We start from the raw sequence: 26,014 nt of genomic DNA on the forward strand, positions 1-26,014 counted from the left end.
TGTCATTATTTAATTGGTGCAAGCAAAATCGTATTTCCTTGCCGTGGGGCTTGTCTGTCGGGTTTGTCTAAACGGATTGGATATTTGCTTTCATGTACTATCCATGAAGCGATACTGTCCATCCATTGGGAGGCGGAAGCTAAAGTAGGATGTGCTCCGTCTGACGAACGTTCGAAAGATAAATTGAACGATGGGAAGAAACGACCTTCCCCTGTTTGCTCATAAATCATTCTATTGATACCGGTATCTTCTTTCCAATTGGGAGGTCCGATCCATATATAAGGCTTATTATCAATCTTTTTGATAATGCTTTGGATATATTTACTTCGTTTATCCAAGTCTCTTACGAATAACTCATTGGCACCAAGACATAATATAATGTAGGTAGGTTGGAACTGCTCTAAATAATAAGATAATGTATCTGTTCGTGCCCATAATCGGGTGGAAGAGCTATACCAGATTACATTCAAAAGCTCATGTCCATTGAGATAAGCATATTGTCTCATGCGTTTGCTGAGTCCTTCCAACATAGAGTCTCCGAAGAATAATATACGTTGTGAAGTAGTGTCTGTGGTGAGAGTGTCTTGTGGTGTGGAAGTAATCGTATCTGTTATAATAGGTATATCGGGGATGTTTTCTGCGGGAAGTATTTGTTTCCCTATTTCGCTTTTTTCCAGCGTGAAGTTGCCTATGGATATTTCTTTGTCGGATATGGAATAGGATAGTATGAATAGTAAAGGTATTACTAAAATACCGATTAGCTTTGCATATAAGAATCTTTCGGGCTTCTCCTTCTTCATATCTATCCACTTCAGATGTATGCAAATGTAAAATTATACATTGGCTTTTCCAAATGAAATAGTGGATTGTTAGTGTTTGGGCATAAAAAAAGGAGTACCGCTGTACTCCAACCTTTGTTAACCTTAAAATCTAATACTATGAAAAACATGCTGCAAAGATACGGACTTTTCTGTTGTTTGCAAACGTTGCATTCGAAAATATATGTTTTCTAACATAGTTTAATAGTTGGATTATTCGTATGCTTAATTCCTATTGGTTAAAAACTCCATTTCATTAGTTTTATGTATCTTTGCCTATCTATTTAGAAATACATAAGTTTATATAGCAATGGCATTTGAAGCAACAAAGAAGGAGTGGAGTGAGATTTATTCTGTTTTACGTCTTTTGTCGGACGGTGCAGTTTACGCCGGAACGTCTGAAGTAAAAAGGAATGAGGCCGAATATCTGCCTGTGGCAATGTTACAACGTGAAGAGCACGATGGTACACGTTGCTACATTGTAGAGGGTGACGATATTCATATAAAAGGTGAGAAGATTGATAAGTTGGTTCCTCGAGAAGATTTCGGTGAAGCGGCCGGACGTATACTTAAAGCCATGAAAGAATCTTCCGATGATAGCGTGGAATCCCCTGAAGGGGTAGAAGAGTTCTTGGATGAAGTGTTGATTTATGACCTTGAAGCAAAGACCGATGATCGTACGGATTATTATCTCTCTTTTTATACCGTGGACACACCGCCGATAGGTTTTTGTGTTCGTTCCCGTATCGGGTTGTTGGTTCCTTTGCTGGATGGGGGAAGAAGTGCCAATTTTAAATTTGAGTTGACCGGCGTGAAATTTGCCGTTCCTACGGTTAATAAAGTCAATGCTTTAGAGTCTCCCAATGAGGTGGTGGATCGTATGTTGATGATAGAACGCTTAGGTGGAATCTTAAAATACAACGATGTATCGGATAAAGTGTTTCGTTCCAATTTATTAATGATTGATCTTCATTTTCCCCGTTTATTGGCGGAAATGCTGCGGGTCATGCAGTTGGATGGTGTGACGAAAGTGAGTGAGCTGGTGGAAAAGATGAAAGAGATAAATCCGTTGAAGATAAAAGATGAGCTGATAAACAAACACGGATTCTATGAATTCAAGATGAAACAATTCTTGCTTGCTTTAGCGTTAGGGATGCGTCCGGCAAAGATTTATAATGGGGTTGATTCTGCCGTATCGGGGTTTATTTTTGTCGATGGTAACGGACAGTTACTTTGCTACCGGAAATCGGATAAAGAAACCTTCGAAGACTTCCTTTATTATAATACCCGATTGGAAAAGGGTTCTGTAGAGAAAGATAAGTATGGTTATCTGGAGAGAGAGAACGGGGTATATTATTTTAAATTGAATTTAAAGATCGGTTTGTTGAAAAGATAGAGAATTATGTCTTTGAATAATCTTTGAACTTGGTGGCCTGTATCTTTGAATCGTTCACCCTTGGAGAGCTTTTCGTTTAACCATGGGTAAACGACAGGTTGCCCATGCCTGAACGACAGGCTTGCCAAGGGCAAACGAATGGAAAGTGCAGACGAATAAATTTATCCGTCTGCTTTTTTGTTTATCAGTATGTGATCTTTAGGACTTTACCGTTCATCGCTTTCAATGAAAGCTCTGTTGCTTTGTAGGGTAGCATGCTGATTGTTTCTTGTTCTCCGGTCAACAAATCAGTTGCGGTATAATTCTCGTTTTGTGGTATACCCAGATAATCAAATGCGTGCGTAGGAATGTTTATGGCAATATTTACTGCAATCTCATCAAAATTCACGACAATCAGTAGAAGTTCCTGCTCATATTGGCGCATGAATGCGAATTGTTTGTGTTCATTGAACTTCCAGCCGTTCAGGTTGGCATACATCAGATCGAAAAACTTACCTTCGGAGATGGCTTTCTCTTCATTGCATAAATTAAGTAAACGATTGTAGAAAGCGTGCAATGCCTTTGCCTCCTCGCTCATCATCTTTCCGTCGAATTTTCCTCCGTTCCTCCATTGGCGAATGGTATTTATACTCCAATAATCGAAAATAGTAGTACGTCCGTCTCGTCCGCTGAAACCTTCCGTATCCATACCGCGCTCTCCAAATTCTTGTCCGAAGTAAATCATGACAGGATTTGTGTTTATACAAGCAGATACAATCATTGCAGGAATACCACGATGCCCGCTTCCTGCAAAAAAATCAGAGGCAATACGTTGCTCATCATGATTTTCCATGAAATTGAGCATCTTTTTTTCTATTCCTCCCAGGTTTTGCCAACAGCGTGTAATGGCTGTTGCTGATTCATATCCGCAGGTGATGCCGCGTAAAGTGTCATAGAGACCAACTTTATCGTATAAATAATCAAAATGTCCTTTGAAGAGATAGTTATGATAATCTGCCGGATTATATACTTCGGCAATGAACAGCATATCAGGATATTCCTTTTTGACTTGCGGAATCACCCATTCCCAAAATTCTACAGGAACCATTTCTGCCATATCACAACGGAAAGCATCGATATCTTTAGAAGCCCAGAATAGTAGGATCTCTTTCATTTTCATCCAAGTATCCGGAATCGGGTTAAAGTGACAGCCTCCTCCGTTTGCATAATCCACACCGTAATTTAGCTTCACGGTTTCATACCAATCGTTTATGCATGGATAGGCATCGAAACGATTGTTTCCCGTAGCTTTGGCCGGGTATTCATAATAGGGCTCTTCGGCTCCGGCTTGCATATTAAACTGGCCTTTTAATGAAGTGGATGGGATATAATAGAAATTGTTGTATGCACTGAAGGCTTGCGATGAGTCATCCGTAGCTCCAAGATCTGTTATACCATCAGGTTTTGCATCCGATTCATATTGGCGGGCAACATGATTGGGAACGAAGTCGATAATAACTTTTAGTCCGGCACGGTGTGTACGTTTTACCAGATTCTCAAACTCTTTCATTCGTTTGAAAACATCATTGGCCAAGTCAGGGTCTACGTCATAGTAGTCTTTAATGGCGTATGGTGAACCGGCTTTACCTTTTACTACGGCCGGATGGTCGGGACGAATACCGTAACGGCGGTAATCGGTTTGAGTGGCGTGTTCAATAACTCCGGTGTACCAAATGTGTGTAGTACCCAGTTTTTTGATTTCTCCTAAAGCCTTGGGAGTAAAGTCGGCAAATTTACCACACCCGTTATCTTCAATAGAACCATTCGTGATACAATGGTTGTTTGTATTTCCAAATAAACGGGTAAATACTTGATATATAATTATTTTATTTCTTTCAGCCATTAGATTTTGTCTGTATATTAGTATTGATTTATTTCCAGATAGTTCCTTTCTCTTGTATCAGTTTATCCAGTACTTCATTACCGGTTTTGTAACCTTGCTCAAATATTTCTTCGGCTTTCTCCAGCTCTGTGTTGCTATATCCCCTCAATCCATACGGCTCAATGAGTAAATCGCATATTTCCTTATCAGCGAATGTGTTTGCACGAAACATGAAATGATAAGAGCGCATGGCTATGTTGATTACATTCCTTTTATATTCTTTTGCAGCGATAGGACTGACGTTGACGGCAATTACTTTCTCGCATTCTTTTCGAATAATGGAAACCGGTAGATTCTTAAACACACCACCGTCTACATAGTCGGTGCCGTTTATCGTGACCGGAGCAAACATAACAGGCATACAACAGGATGCAGCGATACGTTCTGCTATTTTCCCTTTCCGGAATTGTACACTTTTACCATGGTCGAGGTCTGTTGCAGTAACAATAAGAGGAATCTTTAGGTCTTCCAAGCGTTTTGCTTTAAGGTTACTGTTGAGGAAATCCATGAAGTCGTTCAGCTTAAATAGTCCGGCTGTTGTTCTGGCCCAACTCGTTAAATCCATGAATTTATGATTGGAGAAAAACTCAACAACTTTATGTGGCTCATTCCCATCAGCATAAAACACCCCTGCCAAAGCTCCTGCACTAACTCCGGAAATAATATCCGGTTTAATATCATGCTCTAATAAGGCCTGCATTACTCCAAGATGTGCGAATCCTTTTATAAATCCTCCACTAAGTGCGTAGCCTACTTTATAAGGTTTGTCTGTATCAAAGTTGTTATAGTTACTCATATTGTTTTTCTCGCTTATTTTCTATAATCGGTACGAAATTAGTTAATTTATTGGAAGATAAAACAAAAAAAGACCGGACTTTTAGTAAGCTCCGGTCTTTTTTATGAATATTAAATTAAATTTACGCAATTCCGTGCGCATTTACGTTGCTGTCAATTTTCTTAATTAATCCTTGAAGTACATTGCCCGGACCACATTCCGTGAAATCGGTTGCACCATCGGCAATCATGTTTTCTACGGTTTGTGTCCAACGTACAGAGGCTGTAAGCTGGGCTACTAAATTCTTTTTGATTTCTTCAGGGTTAGTATGAGGTTTTGCATCTACATTCTGATAAACAGGGCACTTAGGAGTGTGGATTTCTGTTGCGTTGATAGCAGTTTCCAATTCTACTTTTGCCGGATTCATCAAAGGAGAATGGAATGCTCCACCTACTTTTAAAGGAAGTGCACGCTTTGCACCGGCAGCTTTCATCAATTCGCAAGCCTGATTGATTCCTTCAATAGAACCTGAGATAACAATCTGTCCCGGGCAATTGTAATTTGCAGGTACACAGACTTCGTTTTGGATAGAAGCACAGATTTCCTCTACTTTATCGTCCGGCAACGCAATGATAGCAGCCATTGTAGAAGGAGTTGCTTCACAAGCTTTTTGCATAGCCATTGCACGTGCGTAGACAAGTTTTAATCCGTCTTCAAAAGATAATGCCCCGGCGGCAACTAAAGCGGAGAATTCTCCGAGAGAGTGTCCGGCTGTCATTTCCGGTTTGAACTCATCTCCCATGCATAAAGCTGAAATAACAGAATGTAAGAATACAGCCGGTTGAGTGACCTTTGTTTGACGTAGGTCTTCGTCTGTACCCTCAAACATAATATCCGTAATGCGATATCCTAAAATTTCATTAGCCTTTTCGAATAATTCTTTTGCCAAAGGCGAGTTTTCATATAAATCTTTACCCATGCCCACAAATTGTGCGCCTTGTCCGGGAAATACGAATGCTTTCATAATTAATTATGTTTAATGATGTTTTTATAAGCGGCGCAAATGTAGCAATAAAATTCTAAATATTACTCATTTGTTTGGATTATGTGCATTTTTGTCGGGTTATAAAAATGGTTTAATGGGCCGTTTCCATGTCCTATCATTATATCTTTTCCTGCATCAATGGCATTTGCTACATACTCTTTAGCTTTGCTTACAGCTTCCGGCATATCAAGGCCGTAAGCAAGGAAAGTGGCGATAGAAGAAGACAAGGTACATCCTGTTCCGTGCACGTTTTTACTTTCTACATGTTGTCCTGTGAATATGTATGGTTTTTCCCTATCTTTAAGCTGTAATACATCATACATGTTTTCTCCACTTAAATGTCCTCCCTTTACTAAGACAGCCTTACTTCCAAAAGCCAATAACTCTTTGGATGCTATTTCCATTTCTTCCAGATTTTGTATCTTCTTCCCGGTCAGAACAATGGCTTCATCTAAATTAGGGGTGATCAGGTCGGTTAGGGGCATTAATTCTTTTGTAAGTGCTTCTATGGCATTGTCTTCAACTAGTTTACAACCACTGGTTGATACCATGACAGGGTCAAAGACAACATGTTGTGGATGGTATTTGCGAATACTTTCAGCGATAACATGTACTATTTCAATATCGTTGATCATGCCTATTTTTATTGCATCCGGCATAATATCGTCCATTACGGCTTCTATTTGTCCTCGAACATATTCTGAAGGAATGGCATGTATCGCCCGTACTCCCGTTGTGTTCTGAACTGTAATAGCAGTTATGGCAGTGGTGCCATAAGCACCTAATGCCGAGATTGCTTTTAAATCAGCTTGGATACCGGCACCGCCACTACTGTCGGAACCTGCTATACTTAATATGATTGGATATTTTTTCATTTGTAATTCAATTAATAGTCTGCAAATGTACATTTTTTAGCAAAAAGGTCGTCTTTAACCGAAATTTTTATTTTATTTTTAAATAAGTTTGAGCTCTTCTTGTGTAGTTTGATGAAATAGCTTACTTTTGTAAATTGTTAGAATGTCCAGTTACATAGTAAATTGTAATGTTAAATATTGAATGAAAAAGGTTTTAGTAAGTGGAGGTGCCGGTTTTATTGGCTCGCATCTTTGTACCCGGTTGGTTAATGAGGGGCATGAAGTGATTTGTTTGGATAACTTTTTTACGGGTTCAAAAAAAAATATTGAGCATTTGTTTGATAAACCTAATTTCAGATTAGTAGAACATGATGTGATTTATCCATATTGTGAAAAATAGATTGATGAAATTTATAATCTGGCCTGTCCGGCTTCACCAATACATTATCAATATGATCCGATTCAAACAACGAAAACTGCTGTAATTGGTGCATGGAATATGTTAGGTCTTGCTAAACAAACGGGAGCTAAAATTCTTCAGGCTTCTACAAGTGAAGTTTATGGTGACCCGGTAGTTCATCCGCAGCCGGAGAGTTATTGGGGAAATGTGAATCCGATAGGGGAGCGTTCTTGTTATGACGAGGGTAAACGTTGTGCAGAAACATTGTTTATGGATTACCATCGGAAACATGGAATTAGAATTAAGATTGTACGAATCTTTAATACTTACGGTCCCAATATGTTAGCACATGACGGACGGGTTGTCTCGAATTTTGTAGTGCAGGCATTGAACAACAAGGATATAACAATATATGGTGATGGTATGCAAACGCGTAGTTTCCAGTATATTGATGATTTTATAGAAGGAATGGTTCGCATGATGGATTCTCGAGATGATTTTATCGGACCGGTTAATATCGGTAATCCCGGTGAGTTCACGATATTGGAGTTGGCTGAAAAAGTTATAAAACTAACAAATTCAAAATCGAAAATCATCTTTCAACCATTACCTTTTGATGATCCGAAACAAAGAAAACCGGATATTACGTTGGCAAAAAAAGAATTAGGCTGGGCTCCTTGCATTCCTTTGGACGAGGGCTTGAAGAGAATAATCTCTTATTTTAAAAGTGTAGATGTATAATATAAAGGTATGCTAAATAGTTGAGATATGGATATGGAAATAAATAGATCGGAATATAAAATTCTGATTGTCGATGATGTAATGTCGAATGTTTTGTTGCTAAAAGTATTATTGACTAATGAAAAGTTCAATATTGTTACGGCCACAAATGGTCAGCAGGCATTAGAGCAAGTAAAGAAAGAAAATCCGGATTTAATACTACTGGACGTTATGATGCCGGATATAAGCGGATTTGAAGTTGCTCAACGTTTGAAGTCAGACATTGAGACAAAGGATATCCCTATTATATTTTTAACTGCTCTTAATAGCACTGCCGACATAGTTAAAGGATTTCAGGTTGGTGGAAATGATTTTATATCTAAACCCTTTAATAAAGAAGAACTGATAATCCGTGTTACCCACCAGATCTCATTAGTTGCTGCAAAACGTATTATCTTGAAACAAACGGAAGAATTGAGACGTACCATAATGGGGCGTGATAAATTGTATTCTGTTATTGCTCATGATTTACGTTCTCCTATGGGATCTATCAAAATGGTATTGAACATGTTGATTCTGAATTTACCGAGTGAAGTGATTGGGAAAGATATGTATGAGATGCTGAACATGGCGAATCAGACTACGGAAGAAGTCTTTTCTCTCTTGGATAATCTATTGAAGTGGACAAAGAGTCAAATAGGTAAACTGAATGTTGTTTATCAAGATTTTGATATTGTAGGAGCTGTAAGAGGTATTTTGGAGATATTCTCAATGGTGGCTGCTGTGAAACATATTGATATAGAACTAAAAGGTGCAGATGAATTGAAATCCTTGGATGTACATGCAGATGTTGATATGTTGAAGACCGTGATGCGTAATTTAGTAAGTAATGCTATTAAATTTAGTAATCCGGATAGTAAGGTCATCGTACAAATTCATAAAGAAGAGGATATGGCTGTTGTTAGTGTAAAAGATAGTGGTTGTGGTATTAGCGAGGAAGATCAAGGTAAGCTTTTGCATACGGATACTCATTTTAGTACATTTGGTACAAATAATGAAGAGGGTTCGGGATTGGGCTTGTTATTATGCCAGGACTTTATTGTAAAGAATGGAGGAAAACTTTGGTTTGAATCTCAAAAAGGTGTTGGTTCTACCTTTAGTTGTTCTGTTCCTTTAACGAAATAAATAATCATAGAAAAGATTACCTGAGTTTGGTAATAATTTCGGATTAAGAACGAAGAATTTGTTTTCATATAGAGGAATGCAAATTCTTTGTTTTATTTTTGAGAAATTATTTTTTATAGTTCGACTTTCATAATGATCGGATTATGGTCACTCTATTTTAAAGATGGAGAATAGTATTCTATACCTTGAAGGTTATCTGAATGGAAAATATAATCAATACGAAGCAAGTGCAATAATCCCCTAAAAGTGTATCCATAACCTTTGCCGCAAGTCCTAAATCCGTCTTTTAGATTACTTTTTAATGTTCTGTAAGTATAGGAAGCTGGCGTGTCATTGAAATCGCCACAAAGTATGATAGGTTTTTCTGTTTTCGTGATGTATTTTTCTATTAATTTGGCCTGATTAGCCCGTATCTTTTGATTGTTTACGATTTGTCGATTTATATTTTCAAGAGCCTCTTTTTCTCTTTCGCTGTCACTGCTTTGTACTTCTTTGGCAAGGATATGACGGTTCCGATTAAGCTCTGTTGTTTGCATATGTACATTGAATAGCCGTATGTCTTTTCCTTTGACTTTAATATCCGTCCACATGCCGCAATTATTGCTATTATCGAAAGAAATGTATAAGGAATCTTTTATCGGGTATTTACTGAATATAGCAATACGTGTTCCGCCATTAGATTGTCTGGGAATATATTTATAAGGATATTTTTGAAAAGTATTATATAAGCTATCCATATTAAAATATCTATTTGCATTAAATTCTTGGAAACAAAGAATATCAACTTGCTCTTTTTGCATATACCCGGCTATTTGCTTTGCCGAGTATCCTGTAGGCTCATTATTGAAACCTCGTATATTATAAGTGGCTATTTTGATTGTGGGTTCTGTATTTTCTTTGTCAAAAGAATATTGGAACATTGAAGTGATAAATCCCCAATTAACCAATACGCCTATTAATGAAAACCATATCCATATTCTACCTCGTATCCACCAATATATAATATAAAACAGATTGATTAAAATAAGTATTGGAAGAATAGTTCCGATATACCCTAATAAAGGATGCTTATTAGGGTCTGTGTATGATGAGAAGGCACCGGCAACAGTTATTGCCATGAATGTTAATGAAATAATGATAGAACATAGATAAACTAATTTTGATACAGCTTTAGTCCCCATCTGTTTTAAATTATATTGGTTTCTTACTATGAAAATTTTATGCTCTTTTGGCTTTTTCCCATACACCACTCCCTTTTTTCTTCATTAAATAGAAGAAACCTCTAATTACATTGACGTTCATAAATAAGAAATAATAGGGTATGAATAAGAATTTGTTTTTAATAGATTTTGTAGATAAATAGTATCCCCATAATCCGGCTATATAAAATAGACATTGGAGAATTAGTATTATTATATATGGCAATGGATTATAACAGTATAAGGCTAATATAAGATTTATGGGAAATAAAAGAAATAATAAGATAGGAGTGAGAGACCATCTCAATACTCGATGTGATACATACTGAAAACTAAGCATTCCATAACGGAATATATTTAATAATGAACGTAGACGCCAGATAGATTGTAAACCTCCTGCAGCTATACGGACTTTACGCTTTTCTTCATCCTGCATACTAGCTGAAGCAGTTTCTATTGCATAGGCAGTATCACAATAAGCAATTTTATATCCTTTTTGCGCAATCCGGAGAGATAAGATGAAATCATCCAATAGTGTATCATTTTCCATCTTTTCGAATAACTCTTTTCGAATGGCAAATAACTCCCCTGCCGCACCTACGGCAGAGTACAATTGTGAATCTAGTGATTTTAAAGTAGATTCATATTTCCAATACAGTCCTTCTCCTCCGGCTGTGGCCCCATCCTTGTCTTTTACAAGAATACGTTTTTCTCCGGCTACACAGCCTACTTTTTTATTAGCAAAGCAATTTACAATTTCTCTTATAGACTCCTTGTTAATCATTGTATTAGCATCTGTAAACACAATGATGGGAGAGGTTACATATTTCATTCCACGATTGATTGCAGCCGTTTTTCCTCTCCGTTCAGGTTCGTATAATACAATTACATTTGAATATGCTTTTAGAAGTTCATTTGTTTTATCATTACTTCCATCAGTAACCCATACTATCTTTAATGCATTTTCGGGATAGTCTATTGCAAATGTATTTTCCATTTTGTCTTTGACCACCTCTTCTTCATTATATGCGGCAATAAATAAGGTTACTTCAGGCGTGTCTTGTTCATAATAGTATATGGGCTTATGGAATATATTTTTTAATTTGACCATAAAATACAATAAAATGCCATATCCTAAATAGGTATAAAAAATAACGAAAAGGCTTATCCAAAAAATGACTTCTAGAGTTTTCATATATTATTGTTTTTGCAAATGTAGATACATATTTCCATATTAAAAAGAATATTTTTTTATTTTCTTTTAATACTTAATTTAAATGCACTTTTTTTTATACTTTTGTACTGCTCTTTGCTAAAAATAAGAAAATCATTATATGTTCATAGTAATTTCTGTTATTGAGTTTTTGTTATTCATATGCTTTTCAATAAATATTATTTATTTATTGTTCTTCAGTGTAATGTCTTGTAAAAAATGTGAGAAGAATGCTGATCCTATATCTGTATATAAAAAGATTGCAATATTAATACCAGCCTACAGAGAAGATAAAGTCATATTAGAATGTGTAAATTCTTGTTTGCAGCAAAATTATCCGAAAGAAGCATATGATGTTGTAGTAATTTCAGATAGGATGAAAGATGAAACAAATAACTATTTGTCTTCTTTACCTATAGAGCTTGTTAAAGTCTTCTTTGAAAATAGCACAAAGTCAAAAGCCCTGAATTTAGCGATGGAACAGATTGGCGATTATGATATTGCTTTAGTTCTTGATGCAGATAATACGATTGAAAATGATTTTCTATGCCAAATAAATGAAATTTTTGCTAATCCGTCCGTACAGATTGTGCAGGCCCATCGTACAGCTAAAAATACAAATACGAATATGGCTTTATTGGATGCAGTAAGTGAAGAAATTAATAATAGTATTTTTAGGAAAGGACATGTTAATGCCGGTTTTTCGGCAGCATTGATTGGCTCGGGAATGGCTTTTGATTATTGCTTGTTTAAAGAAACAATGGAGTCAGTTGATGCGGTAGGAGGGTTTGATAGAGCTTTGGAATTAACTCTTTTATATAATGAGAAAAGAGTTCATTATTTGTGTGATGCAGATGTTTTAGATGAAAAAGTACAATATCGTGATGCTTTTTCTACCCAACGGCGCAGATGGTTGTCTGCGCAAGTTCACTATTTAATGCGTTTTCTAAATTATTTTCCGCAAGCTTTATTTAGTGGAAAATGGGACTTCTGTGATAAGCTTTTCCAGCAAATGAGTATTCCTCGTTTAATACTCTTAGGTTCTACTTTTATTATAGCAGTTTTATTCTCTTTTTTGAATTGGGATATTGCTATAAAATGGTGGATATTATTTGCTATTCTAATTTTTTCCTTATTTCTGGCAATACCACGTCGAATGTATAGTTGGCGTTTATTTGCCGCTTTGTGTGAGTTGCCTTATTCTTTCTGTCTTATGTTTTATAATCTGTTTCGCTTAAAAGGAGCTAATAAGAAGTTTATTCATACTTCGCATGGAGTAGAAAAATGAGATAATTATGTTTATAGGAAGATTTAATAGTAGTTTGCAATACCCGAAAGATTATCAGGACAGTCATCTGGAAGATTTAGTAACTGATGAGAATTTCTATTGTTGTAAAACTGTAGAATTTAAGGTATATTTTTTCGGAATGATTTATAATAGGTTTGAATTAGGTTATACTTCTACTGATAATAATGCGGAAATTGTTGCTAAGCTCTATAAAAATGGAGGATATAATGCTTTTTCTTCTTTAGATGGGACTTTCACTGTTATGTTTTATTTTGCAGATGGAACGATAGCTGTTATTCGTGACCATCACGGAACTCATTCTCAGGTATATTATAATGATAAATATTTTGCATCGTCATTATCATTACTTCGACAAACACCTGATTTTAGTATAGAGCCTAATTATTCAGCTTTAGGTTCCTTTCTTACCATTGGTTATATTGCGACTCCTGATTCTTCTTTCAAGAATGTATTTAAATTACCCGCAGGACATGTTTTAATAACGAAGGGAAACGACTGTGAGGTTAAAGTTATCTTTAATACGGATAATATAGAGCCAGTTACATCTGATAAAAGTTTGGAATCTTTGTCAGAGGAATATGGATATTTGCATAAAGAAGCGATACGTCGCCGAATAGGAGATAGTCATAATGTTGGTATTTTATTAAGCGGAGGATATGATTCCGGTTGTAATCTTGCTGCTCTTCGTAGTTTTTATGGCGGTAGTATTTATTCTTATTCTATTGGATTTAAAGGAGATAACTGGACTGAATTACCTTTGGCGCGTTGTATGTCTGAGACATTTCAAACGGTTCATCAGGAATATGAAATCAATGGGAGTGAGATAATGAATCTCCCGAAAATTGTGGAGTATTTAGGAGATCCGTTTGTAGAGGGTGGATTAATGGTAAATTACGCGGCCATGAGTATGATTGGTGATTCAAAACCGGATATTATCTTAGGTGGTGATGGTAGTGATCAATATTTTGGCACATCGGGAAGAGAAGTTGCATTACATTATTTAGCGGCTAAATATGGAGTGAAACTGATCTTAAACTGTATATATAAGATATTGAATCGTGCTCCTTTTGAAAAGAATATAAAACCGTATCGTGTTCGTTTTCATTTAGATAAGATATTGCATATATTGGATGGAGATTTATTTGGTTTTCCTACTTTTTTATTGAAAGACTTAATCTTGAGTGAGGACTTTATGTCTATATCTCATTCCTTAATTCCTGATTTGCGAAGTTTTGAACATTTGTATACTCAGCATACTTATAAAAGTGACATTGAAAAGATCATTAATCAGGTTATATTGTTTAAAGCTTCAAAAATGGCATCCATGTTTGGTAATCATATCGCTTTCCCTTATATGGATACTACTTTATATCAGTTTTTGCAAAGATTGCCGGTAGAGTATAAGTGTAGAGGTAATAGTGTTACGGAAATAGCTAGAGGACATGCTGTTGCCAAATTTTTATTGAAATATCGTTATAAGCCGATATTACCGGAGGTGATTACGACAAAGAAAAAGCAAGGAGGTTTTGCACCGATGCCTATATTTTTTAAAGATGCAGCTCAAAGAGCTAAATTAGCTGACTTTATTCTTTCTTCTTCTGTTACTGTAGATTATTTACGTAAAGATAAGATTGAAGAGTTTATTCGAAATTATGATAAAGAAGCGACTGAGACAGGGAAATGGTTTTGGTACAATCAGAATAAGGCTATACAATATTTTAATTTATTATCTTTGTCTGTATGGTGGGAGATCTTTGTGAAGGGTGAGAAAAATATTAGTTTTTAATACAGTTTTATCCTATGGTTTCGATAATAACTATTAATTATAATGGATATAAGGGTACATTTGAATAAATCTATATAAAGATAAACGCTTATTTTCAATTGTAAAAAGGAATATAGATGGTTTGTTAGATCTGAAATAATTAGTTATAATGGCTATAAATCAATTAAAAACAGGAGCATTATTATCTTATATATCAATAATTCTAAATAATATAATCGGATTATTATATACTCCTTTTATGTTGAGAATGATGGGACAATCTGAATATGGATTATACTCGTTGGTGGCTTCTGTCGTTGCCTATTTAACTATTTTAGATTTTGGCTTTGGTAATGCAATAATACGATATACTGCTAAATTTAGAGCTGAGAATAGATTAAAAGAACAGTATGAAATGTTTGGAATGTTTCTTTTTCTTTATTCTGCTATTGGTATATTTACTTTATTAATAGGGCTTTGCTTATATTTTAATGTGGATTTTTTATTTGAGCGTTCCATGAATATGGAAGAATTGAATAAAATCCGTATTATGATGTTACTAATGGTCTTTAATATTGCTATAACATTTCCTTTTAGTATTTTTGGTTCTATTATTACTGCTTATGAGAATTTTATTTTTCAAAAGGCTATAAATATTGTTCGGATTATTTTAAATCCTATTGTAATGTGTGTTATGTTATTGATGGGATATAGAGCTATAGGGATGGTAGTAGTAACAACATTATTTAATGTTTTAACTTTATTGATAAATTGTTGGTATTGTTATCATAGGCTCCATATTCATGTCATAATAGGACGTTTTAATTGGACTTTTTTAAAAGAAATAATGATCTATTCATTTTGGATATTTTTAAATGCCATAATGGATCGTATATATTGGAGTTCAGGGCAGTTTATATTGGGTATATACGCGGGAGCCAAAGCTGTTGCTATTTATGCTGTTGCTATAAGTTTGGAAAATATATATATGAGCTTTTCTACAGCTATTTCTGGAGTTTTTCTTCCGAGAATAACTTCTATGATTACTCAGAAAGAGAATGAAAAGTCAATGTCTGATTTATTTATCAGGACAGGGAGAATTCAATATATTATTATGTCATTTATATTGATTGGATTTATACTTTTCGGAAAACAGTTTATTATAATTTGGGCTGGTAGTGATTATTCTGAAGCATATTATATAACTTTGCTGTTTTTTGTCCCATTAACAATTCCATTAATTCAAAATTTAGGCATAACAATTTTACAGGCGCGTAATCAAATGAAATTTAGATCTGTGTCATATGTAATAATAGCCATTATAAGTTTAGGCTTATCTGTTTTTTTAGTAAGATATTATGGTGGGATAGGTTGTGCATTAAGTACTGCATTTGCATTGTGCATAGGTCAAATATTGATAATGAATATTTATTATTTTAAGAAAGTTAATATTGATATTCCTGCTTTTTGGAGAGAGATTGGGAAGATGTCTGTTGTTCCTATTTTGATTGGTATAGTTGGATATGTTTTATTAAACTATTTTCGGATTGAATCAATATTAACTTTATTTTTAGGCATAGTTCTTTTCTCTATAATTTATTTACCTGCTTTTTGGCATTTAAGTATGAATAGCTATGAACGTAACCTCTTCTTAAAGCCTTTAAAAAAAGTCTTAAAAAAATGATTATATGATCGATTAATAGAAAAATATTGAAACCCAATTGAGGTGGGGTGCTTTAAAAAGTGATAGTTGTAGGTTTTATTGGTTGTTATAAGGTGCGTAAAATACTAATTGTTCTAACATGAAAATAGCTATATTGACATTACCTTTTCATTCTAATTATGGTGGAATACTTCAAGCATATGCGTTACAAACAGTTTTAAAGCGGATGGGTCATGATGTTCTTATTGTTGATCTTCCTTTTAAAAAAGAAGGGTATAGAGTTGTATTGTTGACATATTTGAAGCGTTTTATTGCTAAATGTTTTTTCTTATCAGACAAACCTGTACGTGCTTGGGCTTCAGAAAAAGAGTTAAAAGTGATCAATAAGAATATTCTTGATTTTATAAATAGGTATTTGTCAGTCATAAAGTGCAATAAATTGTCTGCATTATCAGTCTTGATTAAACAGGAACAAATCAATGTTTTTATTTTTGGTAGTGATCAGATTTGGCGACCAAGTTACACTCCAGATGTTTATACTTATTTTGGAAGTTTTTTATCTTCTTCGAGTAATATAGAAAAAATATCATATGCTGCATCGTTTGGTGTAGATTTTTGGGAATATACCCCAAAGCAGACATTAAAGTGTAAAGGTCTTGTGAAAACTTTTAAAGCAGTTTCTGTGAGAGAAGATTCTGCTATTCATTTATGTAGGCAATATTTAGATATAAATGCGGTGCCTGTTTTAGATCCGACAATGTTATTAAATAAGGATGATTATGTTGAATTGTTAAAGTCTTATGATAATTGTATAAAAAAGGAGCTTGCTGTATATCTTTTAGATTGGAGTGAACGAAAGAGAGATTTGGTAGATAAAATATCAGGTTATAAAGAATTGGACATAAATTATATTAATGTTCAAAATAAGTATTGGAATGTAGGAGCAAAAAAAATAAATGAATGTATTGTTCCTCCTATTGAAAATTGGCTTAGAGGTTTATTATGTGCTGATTTTGTTATTACAGATTCTTTCCATGGAGTTGTTTTTTCGATATTATTTCACAAACAATTTTATTGTATAGTGAATTCAATGCGAGGAAGCACCCGATTTACTTCTCTACTGAGATTATTGAATTTGGAAGATAGGATTGTTTCTAATATAGGAAATTTTGATTTGAATAGCTTGAATGAGGATATTGATTATGGTGCAGTTGATTCTCTATTATTTAGAGAAAGAGAAAGGTCTCTAGATTTTTTGAGAAAAGCTTTAGTTAGTAGGGATAGTCTATTTTCTGAAATATAGATGATTAAAAAATCCTTCGTTCCTTCTGAAATTAAATAAATGCATCAATTATATATATTGAATAGTTGTGGTGAAAATTATTTAGGATATAAATAGCTATATAGAACCTGATATACATTTCCTATTTCCGTGTGTACTTTTTCCATTCAGATAATCGTCAGCTTTCTGGCTAAAAAGTGACTTGCTTTTTCATTGTTGTAGGAGACGTTTTCTTTAATTAATTGAAGATTTCGCTTGGACTTAATAACAAACATGGTTCATTTTTTTCGAACATTGCGAAAGGGGAAAAGAAAGCTCCCGTTCCCATATCTTTATGGTGGGTATTATTTTGCATTATTTCAGTTTCTTCTTTGTTGTTAAACTAGTATTTGTTTCCAGATAGTAATTCATTTTTTGTTATACATAAATTTGTTGATGGTCAATATTCGAACAATTAATCAGTTTAGTTATCTCAATATAGAGAAGACGTCTGCTTCCTGTATATCAGTAAACCTTTTGCGGTTGATGTCATAATCAAAGATGTGATACGAGGTATGGGATGATAATTTTTCTTATATACTTTATGAATATTTAATCCTGTCATTTGTCTCATATTTTTTATAAAGTCATTTTAGATGGAAATCTTATCCATTTCATCTGAACTGAAAAACTGAATATTGATAACTTTTGTTCTTTTGGGAGTGGTACGCTCTAGTAATAGCTGCCCGTATAATATTGTTGTAACTTTTAGAGTAATAGTGATTTGCTGTTGTGCAATTTTCTAATCTATCTACTCGTTACCAATAATTATCAGAAGTAAATTTCGATTGGAAATTCCTATCATTCAGCCTAAATAATTGTAAATCAAATAGAGTTTGGTTAGACTAAATGATGAAAAAATACGAATTTATTTTATATATAAGTTGTTATTTAATAATGTTGGATTCTTGATCCATATACTTTGATTTTTTCTTAAAAATACAAAATCCATTTTTCATTGCTTTTATCGCACGTTTCTTAAAACTGTTAAAAAAAGATCCATCTATATTCATAGTTCCATATCCTGTAATAGCTCTAGCTTTTTTGTTGTGTAAAAAAAATAATTTGCCGTATTTCTTTAATCCTAAGGCCAAGCTACCATCTTCCCCCCTTTTTATATCAACTCTGAAACCAACTTTTTTCCCTTCTTCAATTCTATAAGCAAAAACCATTCCTCTGACATTTAGTTCTGGACGCTTAAAAGATTGTAAGAATAAATAGAGATCTCTTAAACTTTCATATATTTTTAATCCTAAATAAGAATGATTATTGTCTGGGAAGTAACTCCATAATGAGTAGACACCAATGTTTTGAGGTGAGCAAATAAGTTTTTTACTCATAATCTCAACATAATGTGGTGGATATATAGTATCAGCATCCATACATACACAATATTTCCCTTTTGCATGATCCATACCGGATTGTCGAGCATAACCACATCCATGTCTTTCTTCTTTATAGTATTTTACTCCTGTATTTTTGTATATATCTGCTGTTGCATCCACAGAGTTATTGTCAATGCCAATAATTTCTATAGGATAATGGCAAATTGTATCACTCAAAGACCATAAATTTGCTAATAAGTGTTTTTCTTCATTATAAGCAATAATAACAATTGACACAAGTGGATTATCGTTTTGCAATTTGGTTATTTTATTTCTTACTTCATTAATGGTTTCTATAGGGATGTCTTTATACTCTTTTTCGTATATTGATAAATATTTCTTGTACCATTTCATAGTATAGTAATTAATTTATGTTTTAAAGATTCTTAAACTGTATTTTGTCAATTGTTATTGTGCTCTGAAAATGATCTATCAGATTAGTGTTTTTTTATTATATTTCTTAATTTCAATAATCCATTTCTTATAAAAGAGAGATTTTGTCCGCTTTTTATGTTGTATAGAAAGGACTGAGAGTTAAAAACCATTTGGAAATTCTCGGTACACAATACAGGTTTTTTTGTTAATTGATTAATTTCTATAGCTTGTTTCATAGAACTTTCAATAAAAAGCATATAGTTTTTATCTTGATATTCTTTAGCTTTATGTAATGCATGGCAATTCGCTTTGACTCTAGCTTCTTTGTTTGGTAAATTTAACATTACCAATTTGTTATATTTTATCTTATTCTTTTCTAACCATACCTCAGTTTCTTTTCTGTATTTTTCTAATCGTGATGTTACTAAAGTTCCTATTGGAGCACCGGGAATGAATAAGGGTTTTGCATGTAAAATAAAATCAACATACATTTTCCCATCATCATTTTGCTCAGGGGTTGGATCTACACATAGAACTCCGTCAATATCCAAACAAGATTTACTTAAGATGCTGTGATTAAGTATATTCCATTGGAAATAACGTGGAAGAGGCACTATATCAAAAAAATAGTTTACTAGTTTTTCTTTACCGGGTATAACATAGATTGCTGCATATTCTATAGTATAAGATTGTTCTAACTCTTGCAATTCTTTTTTACATGTAAGAATAGCGGATCCGGATGCAATGCTATCATCTACAACAAGGATCTTGTTAAAGCTTTTTGTATCAATAAATTGTCCTCTTGCACCTGATTTATAGATATGTCCATTTTTGAAAGAATTAAGATCAGCTATAGGTTTATTTAAATATAATGCTATTAAATTTGCAGGAAACATACCACTTCTCGGTATGCCTACAATTAAGTCAAAATCTCTCGGAAGGATATGTAGGCGTTTTAGTATGACCTGATTCATATCTTCTATTGTTCGATAATTCATATTCTTAATATGTGTATTGTTATTGATATATTCTTATCCATTCGTGCTTTTCTGAATCATACTGCTTCATTATTTTTGCTGGATTTCCAGCCACAATACAATATGAAGGAACATCTTTAGTGACAACACTACCTCCTGCAATAATAGAATGTTTGCCAATATGTACTCCAGAAGTAATAATACTATTTGCTCCAATCCATACTTCATCTCCAATGATGATTGGATTTACAGAAACACCTTGCATTCTGATTGGTATATCAGGATTATCATATTTATGATTTAAACCGGACACCACAACATTTTGTGCAAGAATTGTGTTATTTCCAATCTGTACAGGACCGATAATTGTATTACGGAATCCGATTCGTGTGTTATTCCCTATATGTACGGCACCAACTCCATTGTCAATTAATGAAAAATATTCAATTACACTATAATTGCCTAAACTAAAAGGATTAATAGGGCTGATATTCATTATTGTATGTTGTCTGATTTTCGCTTTTTTTCCTCTATTTTTAAAAAAGAAGATTGGATTGATAAACCATTTGATCCATATTCTCGGGCAGGCACCTTGGGAATTCATCATTAATTTATGAATAACTTGTTTCCTTTTAGGGTCCTGATTTATTATTAGTTTTAATTTATTTAAATCCATTGATTTTATATCTTACTATTCTTAAATAGTTCAATGCTGTGATATATTTTGTTGACGCTATTAGTCCAACTATGTGTATGAGCAAAATCAATTCTTTCTTTCTTTTTCTCTAAATCATTGATTTCTGTTAACGCCTGATCTATAGCAGTTAAATATTCATCTACATTAGTCGCTAAAAATACATATTTGCTAAATATGTCACGCATGGTATGAGTTTCTGTTGCAACAGTTGGTTTTCCCATTGCTAGATATTCATCTATCTTTAAAGGATAATTACCTATGGTGATATCATTTAATATTTGGGGATTCATACATACATCAAATTGTTCAATATAGTCCGGAAGTTCTTCTATATCTTTGCCTCCTAAGAAATAGACATTTTTTAATTTGTGTAATGGATGTTGAATGAAAACATTATCTTCAGGACCAACGAATACGAAATTATAATTAGTCCTTTGTTGAGCAATTTGATATAATAACTCAATATCTAAACGTATTGTTGTCAAGGAACCGACATATCCGATAATAGGAGAGGGAATGTTTTTTATATCTTCGGGAATATGCCGTTGCTTTGTTATATCGTAAAGCTCTAAGTTGACTCCTGTTTCTAGACCATAAGTATTAGGATTGAGTTTTATAAAGTGCTCTACAAAATAGGAGGAATTAGCTAAAACTAAATCTGATTTTTTTGCTAATAAAGGTTCTAATCTTGTTCCGTTTTTTTTCCAATATTTAGTGCCGATAACAAAGTCTCTGCAATAATAGATTGAAATGTCTGGTTTAATTATTTCTTTTAGATATTGACTACGATATATATCAGTATCTATAAGATGAATGAAGTTTCTAAAATTTAATTCTTTTACAACCTTTAATATGAAATTTCCAATTTTTTTATTGTTGCATTTATTGAAATAATCAAATAACCATGCAGTTGGTAGCATATTAATAGACGGAATTATGAAAGGACAGTCTGCAACCCAAAGGTTTTTTTTAATTTGTCGAATATATGCTTGACGTTTCTTGATAACATCCACTTTATAATGATATGCAGCATTTTTGTTCCTTTTTAGCAATGTAGCATAATCTAAAGGGGTATTAATATATAAAACTCTATTGTTTTTAGATATTTCTAATGCTGTATTTTTTATGGTACTACCGATTTCGATATCCCATGGTTGTAAACTTGTAATTACAAAATCTTGATTAATCATAATAGATATATATTATAAGGTTATATTTCTTTGTATATATTTAATAGGGCTTCAGCCGTTTTTTTCCATGAAAAGTTTTGTATATGTTGTAAACCATAATCGACTTGTTGCCGATAAAATTCAGAATTATTTTCTAATTCTAACAGTTTCTCCGATATATCTTCAGGTTTCATCGGGTTCACTAATATACCATCTTTTCCTGCAATTTCAGGTATGGCCGACGTATTGCTGGTGATGACAGGAGTACCACAAGCCATTGCCTCTAAAATAGGAATTCCGAAGCTTTCTCTTAAAGAAGTATACAGGAAAGCAAAGGCTCCGTTATAAATATATGCAAGATCTTTGTTAGGGATATATCCGGGACAAAAGATATAAGGTTTTATCTCTTTGATATTTTCTTCATTCAAAATAGCATCTACTATGTCTTCTTTAAGATCAGCTATTAATAAAGGACGTTTGTGAACCGATTGTTTTAGATATAAACTATATGCTTTTAGAGTACGTGACGTATTCTTCTTAGGATCAGTATTGCCTAAGAAAAAAATGAATTCCTTGTGGGGTATATATTTATGAGTAACAGTTTCCGGTAATTCTATTTGCTTGAAATGTTTGCTGAAGCCATTATAAACTGCTGTAATTTGTTGCTTGGGTAATTGTAGTGCTTCTTGTATTCGGTTACACTCAAAATTGGATACAGTTATTATTTTCTTGCACTTAGGTAATATTCTAGGAACGATAAAACGTCGGTAGATTCTTCCCATATTTTGATACCACGATTTGTTCTCATTTTGTTTGGGCTCTAAAAAGATGATATCATGTAGGGTCAGTATTAATGGTACGCTACAGAATAAAGGAGCTGTATTACTTGTACAGTGCAATAAATCTGGTTTTATTTTATGAACAGCAAGGGGTAAGGCTATTTGTTCCCAAAGTGGATATGTAGGGCAATTCAATTCTATAATGTGGACATTCTCTGATTTGATCAGACATCTATCTTCGCCACTTCCTACAAAAATGTAATATTGATTGGTCTTATCAATTTTCTGTAACTCCCTGATGGCTTCAAGAATTACAAAATCCATACCATGTTTATTTGTACGGAAGATTCGTTGTGCTTCAATTGCTATTTTCATACTATTTTGTTTTAGTTGCCATGCTCTGTATGTATAAATTGCTTGTTTGCACCTCGTAGGCGGAAAAAATTAAAAAACATGAGTATAAATAAAACTGGAATATTGAGTATTGCTTTGGCTAGTTTCCTGTTAATTAAATAATCGGGTATAGCTAATGCGAATGTTATACATAATAAAGCAAATAGTCCCCACCATTTGACAGCCATAATCCAGTTGGTTACAGTCAGGATGCATGCAATAATAATGATAGAACCGAATAAAATAACTCGGGGTGGCATCATCCATTGAAATAATTTATCGCAATAATCCCAATTCCCTTTAAATATTGCACTGGGGAATGAGAATAGTCCGGAGAATAGATTGCTAAACTGGGTTGATAACCACCTTCGGCGCTGATTGTAGAATTGAGAATTGTTTTTTACTTTCTCATCATAGGTGTATACTGTATTTAAATATTCAATGTAAATATTCTGTTTTAATAGTAATATTTCTAGCTGTTTGTCGATGCCTACATGTTTTGCGTGTTGCATACAATCTTTAAATAACTCATATTCGAATGCCATTCCTGAACCGATAAGAGCAGAAGAAAATCCTAATTGGGTGTGTCCTTTTCTAAATATAGAGTTGTTTATTTCTTCGCTTACAGCATCCAATATTGCAGTATTGGTCTCAAGGTTTTTGGCAACTCTATGAGTTTGTATAGCAGAACAACCAGAATAAAAAGCATTGTTTAATTGTTCTAAATAATTGGATTCAACGACATTGTCTGCATCCAATATGACAACGTTGTCATATTGGGGTTCATGGCTCTCAATATAATTGATAGCTTCCAGAAGTGCATTTGTTTTGGAACTATATTTTTTTTGAATAGGAATGACTATTGCTGAAAGAGTTTCCAACTGTTTGTTTGTCTCATTTTTCATATCTTCAGCAATAACAAATATGTCATATTTGTCTCTAGGATATTCCTGCTCTAAAAAACTTTGTACAGAATTGACAATAACTTTATCTTCTTTATAAGCAGGAAATAAAACTGCATATTTATATTTCTTTTTAGTCACAGGATAAGTGTTCTTAGATTTTCTAAGTGAGTTAACAGCAAATATAAATAAATATAATACGGCTATGGCAAATAACAAAAATAAAATCGCATCAACCATGCTAAAGACACGTTCTCCGCTATCTGAGTTTATAATAAATAAATAATCCATATTTTATATCTTTATTATTAAGTTTTTATTATTGATCTGTTGTTCTACATATTCTCCATTTAAAATCATTGATAATCCCACAAATGCAATAATCATTGTGGGATATTGCCCCCAAAAGGCGTTACCGTATGCACTAAGCATCATGCCGAATATACCGCAAAGTAATCCGCTATATATTCCTTTAAGCTCTTTACTTTTTATTTTGAACATAATAATCCACATACATTTAAAAATTACTATTAAAAGTCCTCCTAAATATAAAATGAGACCTATAATGCCTGTTTCTACCCATATTTTTACGTACCAGGAATCATGAGGAATATTGGTTGTAAAGCGGATAGATACTTTTTTATTTTCTACACCTGATAATCCAAGTCCTTCTCCTATTGGTTTATATTTAAGATATTCAGCTAGACGTTTTTGATTTTCGCGACGGACATTGAAAGATGCATCTTCTGTTGGACGGAATGATGTACGCATTCTCCGAATCTGGGGGTTGTTTTGTCCTATATAAGTATAAGCGAAAAAAATATAAATAAACACTAATAAAAAGCCTCCTATAAATATTGCTTTGTAATTTTTACTAATAATAATATATAGAGCTAATCCGCCTAATGGGACAATCATTGCACCTCTTGTTCCGGATAAAAACATGGCGTAAATAGAGAGTAAAGATATTATGGCATAGTATATTTTACTGACTTTTTGAGGTGTGATAAAAGCAATTATGCCAAATACTACTCCTGCACAACCCATATTTGAACCAAAATTCCCGGCATCTGTAAAAAATGAGAAATATCGTGTCCCGGAACCAATAATGTGTGTGAGAGCTCCGCCTCCTGCTAACCATGCTTGTTCAAATGAATCAAAACCAATAGTTTTCTGCATGATAGCTTTTCCTACAGCCAGTAATGTGAGTATAGAATATAATAGAATAATGATTTTTACTTGTTTTATTCTTGTTATAAGGAGTGTAGATATTAACGATATTATCAATCCATTAAAAATCAGTCCTCTGGATAATACCCATGCTTCAAGCATTCCTGTTGGATTGGCTAACTCTATAATACAATAGATCATCCATATAAATGTTACTATTGTTAAAATGTTTAAACCGTTTTTCCACGGTATGTCTTGTTTTAATGCACTATGAATCCATATTAATATGAGTTGGCTGACCAATATTGTATCCATAACGGCACTTATACCTTCGAGATTTATGTATCGACCAATTCCCATGATTAGATAATTAAGAATGAATGTCGTATATAAAAGGATAGGAGGATATTCTAAAAAAGATAGTATAAATATAATAATTAAAGGAATAAAAATAATAGCTCCTGTTAATATAAAAGATCCAAAAGATGAAGATAAAATGATTCCAGCCAAACCAATGAAAATGGCAAGACGGGATAAAGAGTTTCTTCTAGATATATTATAATAATCAACTTTATTCATTCTT

General features: G+C 33.5%; 20 protein-coding genes and 1 pseudogene. 7 read left to right on the forward strand and 14 right to left on the reverse strand.

What is annotated here, in order from left to right; genetic code table 11:
- Positions 1-5: 5 nt before the first annotated feature.
- On the reverse strand, positions 6-800 hold the full coding sequence (locus DXB63_RS06905; protein WP_122125666.1) for an SGNH/GDSL hydrolase family protein: 795 nt from the start codon (positions 798-800) through the stop codon (positions 6-8).
- 328 nt (positions 801-1,128) lie between these two features.
- Here DXB63_RS06905 and DXB63_RS06910 point away from each other — a divergent pair, with 328 nt between their 5' ends.
- Positions 1,129-2,214: an HpaII family restriction endonuclease gene (locus tag DXB63_RS06910; protein ID WP_122125667.1), complete on the forward strand. Its 1,086-nt coding sequence runs from the start codon at positions 1,129-1,131 to the stop codon at positions 2,212-2,214.
- A gap of 184 nt (positions 2,215-2,398) precedes the next feature.
- Here DXB63_RS06910 and DXB63_RS06915 read toward each other — a convergent pair whose 3' ends face one another.
- From DXB63_RS06915 to thiD, 4 genes are all read right to left on the reverse strand, one after another.
- Positions 2,399-4,096 (reverse strand): alpha-amylase family glycosyl hydrolase, encoded by a 1,698-nt coding sequence (locus DXB63_RS06915; protein WP_122125668.1) that lies wholly within the window; start codon positions 4,094-4,096, stop codon positions 2,399-2,401.
- Positions 4,097-4,124: 28 nt separating this feature from the next.
- Positions 4,125-4,931, reverse strand: a complete 807-nt coding sequence (locus DXB63_RS06920) for a patatin-like phospholipase family protein (protein WP_122125669.1) — start codon at positions 4,929-4,931, stop codon at positions 4,125-4,127.
- A gap of 121 nt (positions 4,932-5,052) precedes the next feature.
- A complete protein-coding gene (gene fabD, locus DXB63_RS06925) occupies positions 5,053-5,934 on the reverse strand; it encodes an ACP S-malonyltransferase (RefSeq protein ID WP_122125670.1) in 882 nt (293 codons plus the stop codon).
- A 62-nt stretch (positions 5,935-5,996) separates the two neighbouring features.
- Positions 5,997-6,830, reverse strand: coding sequence for a bifunctional hydroxymethylpyrimidine kinase/phosphomethylpyrimidine kinase (gene thiD, locus DXB63_RS06930; RefSeq protein WP_122125671.1), 834 nt, complete (start codon positions 6,828-6,830; stop codon positions 5,997-5,999).
- A gap of 181 nt (positions 6,831-7,011) precedes the next feature.
- Between thiD and DXB63_RS06935 the strand changes: the two are divergent.
- Both DXB63_RS06935 and DXB63_RS06940 read left to right on the forward strand, forming a co-directional pair.
- A pseudogene (locus DXB63_RS06935) lies at positions 7,012-7,950 on the forward strand (UDP-glucuronic acid decarboxylase family protein).
- Positions 7,951-7,977: 27 nt separating this feature from the next.
- The gene (locus tag DXB63_RS06940; protein WP_122125672.1) at positions 7,978-9,114 is read left to right on the forward strand and encodes a response regulator; all 1,137 of its coding nucleotides are present in this window, start codon (positions 7,978-7,980) and stop codon (positions 9,112-9,114) included.
- Positions 9,115-9,266: 152 nt separating this feature from the next.
- Here the strand turns inward: DXB63_RS06940 and DXB63_RS06945 are convergent, their stop codons facing one another.
- Both DXB63_RS06945 and DXB63_RS06950 read right to left on the reverse strand, forming a co-directional pair.
- Positions 9,267-10,295, reverse strand: a complete 1,029-nt coding sequence (locus DXB63_RS06945) for an endonuclease/exonuclease/phosphatase family protein (protein ID WP_122125673.1) — start codon at positions 10,293-10,295, stop codon at positions 9,267-9,269.
- A gap of 37 nt (positions 10,296-10,332) precedes the next feature.
- Positions 10,333-11,508: a glycosyltransferase family 2 protein gene (locus DXB63_RS06950; protein ID WP_122125674.1), complete on the reverse strand. Its 1,176-nt coding sequence runs from the start codon at positions 11,506-11,508 to the stop codon at positions 10,333-10,335.
- Between the two features lie 139 nt (positions 11,509-11,647).
- On the opposite strand from DXB63_RS06950, the gene DXB63_RS06955 reads away from it, so the two are divergent.
- From DXB63_RS06955 to DXB63_RS06970, 4 genes are all read left to right on the forward strand, one after another.
- Positions 11,648-12,814: a glycosyltransferase family 2 protein gene (locus tag DXB63_RS06955; protein ID WP_122125675.1), complete on the forward strand. Its 1,167-nt coding sequence runs from the start codon at positions 11,648-11,650 to the stop codon at positions 12,812-12,814.
- A gap of 7 nt (positions 12,815-12,821) precedes the next feature.
- Positions 12,822-14,621: an asparagine synthase-related protein gene (locus tag DXB63_RS06960; protein ID WP_122125676.1), complete on the forward strand. Its 1,800-nt coding sequence runs from the start codon at positions 12,822-12,824 to the stop codon at positions 14,619-14,621.
- A 148-nt stretch (positions 14,622-14,769) separates the two neighbouring features.
- The gene (locus DXB63_RS06965) at positions 14,770-16,284 is read left to right on the forward strand and encodes an oligosaccharide flippase family protein (RefSeq protein WP_122125677.1); all 1,515 of its coding nucleotides are present in this window, start codon (positions 14,770-14,772) and stop codon (positions 16,282-16,284) included.
- Positions 16,285-16,402: 118 nt separating this feature from the next.
- The gene (locus DXB63_RS06970; RefSeq protein ID WP_122125678.1) at positions 16,403-17,566 is read left to right on the forward strand and encodes a polysaccharide pyruvyl transferase family protein; all 1,164 of its coding nucleotides are present in this window, start codon (positions 16,403-16,405) and stop codon (positions 17,564-17,566) included.
- A gap of 905 nt (positions 17,567-18,471) precedes the next feature.
- On the opposite strand, the gene DXB63_RS06975 is transcribed toward DXB63_RS06970, so the two are convergent.
- The 7 genes from DXB63_RS06975 to DXB63_RS07005 form a co-directional block, all read right to left on the reverse strand.
- Positions 18,472-19,323 (reverse strand): glycosyltransferase family 2 protein, encoded by an 852-nt coding sequence (locus tag DXB63_RS06975; protein WP_122125679.1) that lies wholly within the window; start codon positions 19,321-19,323, stop codon positions 18,472-18,474.
- Between the two features lie 83 nt (positions 19,324-19,406).
- Entirely contained in the window at positions 19,407-20,342 is a 936-nt protein-coding gene (locus DXB63_RS06980; protein WP_122125680.1) for a phosphoribosyltransferase family protein, read from the reverse strand.
- A 19-nt stretch (positions 20,343-20,361) separates the two neighbouring features.
- Positions 20,362-20,997, reverse strand: a complete 636-nt coding sequence (locus DXB63_RS06985) for a DapH/DapD/GlmU-related protein (protein ID WP_122125681.1) — start codon at positions 20,995-20,997, stop codon at positions 20,362-20,364.
- Between the two features lie 5 nt (positions 20,998-21,002).
- Positions 21,003-22,208, reverse strand: coding sequence for a glycosyltransferase (locus DXB63_RS06990; RefSeq protein ID WP_122125682.1), 1,206 nt, complete (start codon positions 22,206-22,208; stop codon positions 21,003-21,005).
- A 20-nt stretch (positions 22,209-22,228) separates the two neighbouring features.
- Positions 22,229-23,341, reverse strand: a complete 1,113-nt coding sequence (locus DXB63_RS06995; protein ID WP_122125683.1) for a glycosyltransferase family 1 protein — start codon at positions 23,339-23,341, stop codon at positions 22,229-22,231.
- Positions 23,342-23,352: 11 nt separating this feature from the next.
- Positions 23,353-24,552 carry a glycosyltransferase family 2 protein gene (locus DXB63_RS07000; protein WP_122125684.1) on the reverse strand — a complete coding sequence of 400 codons (1,200 nt, stop codon included), beginning with the start codon at positions 24,550-24,552 and terminating at the stop codon, positions 23,353-23,355.
- Between the two features lie 3 nt (positions 24,553-24,555).
- The gene (locus tag DXB63_RS07005; RefSeq protein WP_122125685.1) at positions 24,556-26,010 is read right to left on the reverse strand and encodes an O-antigen ligase family protein; all 1,455 of its coding nucleotides are present in this window, start codon (positions 26,008-26,010) and stop codon (positions 24,556-24,558) included.
- Positions 26,011-26,014: the final 4 nt, after the last annotated feature.

Origin of the sequence: Bacteroides sp. OM05-12 (assembly GCF_003438995.1) — a bacterium.
Classification (GTDB): domain Bacteria; phylum Bacteroidota; class Bacteroidia; order Bacteroidales; family Bacteroidaceae; genus Bacteroides.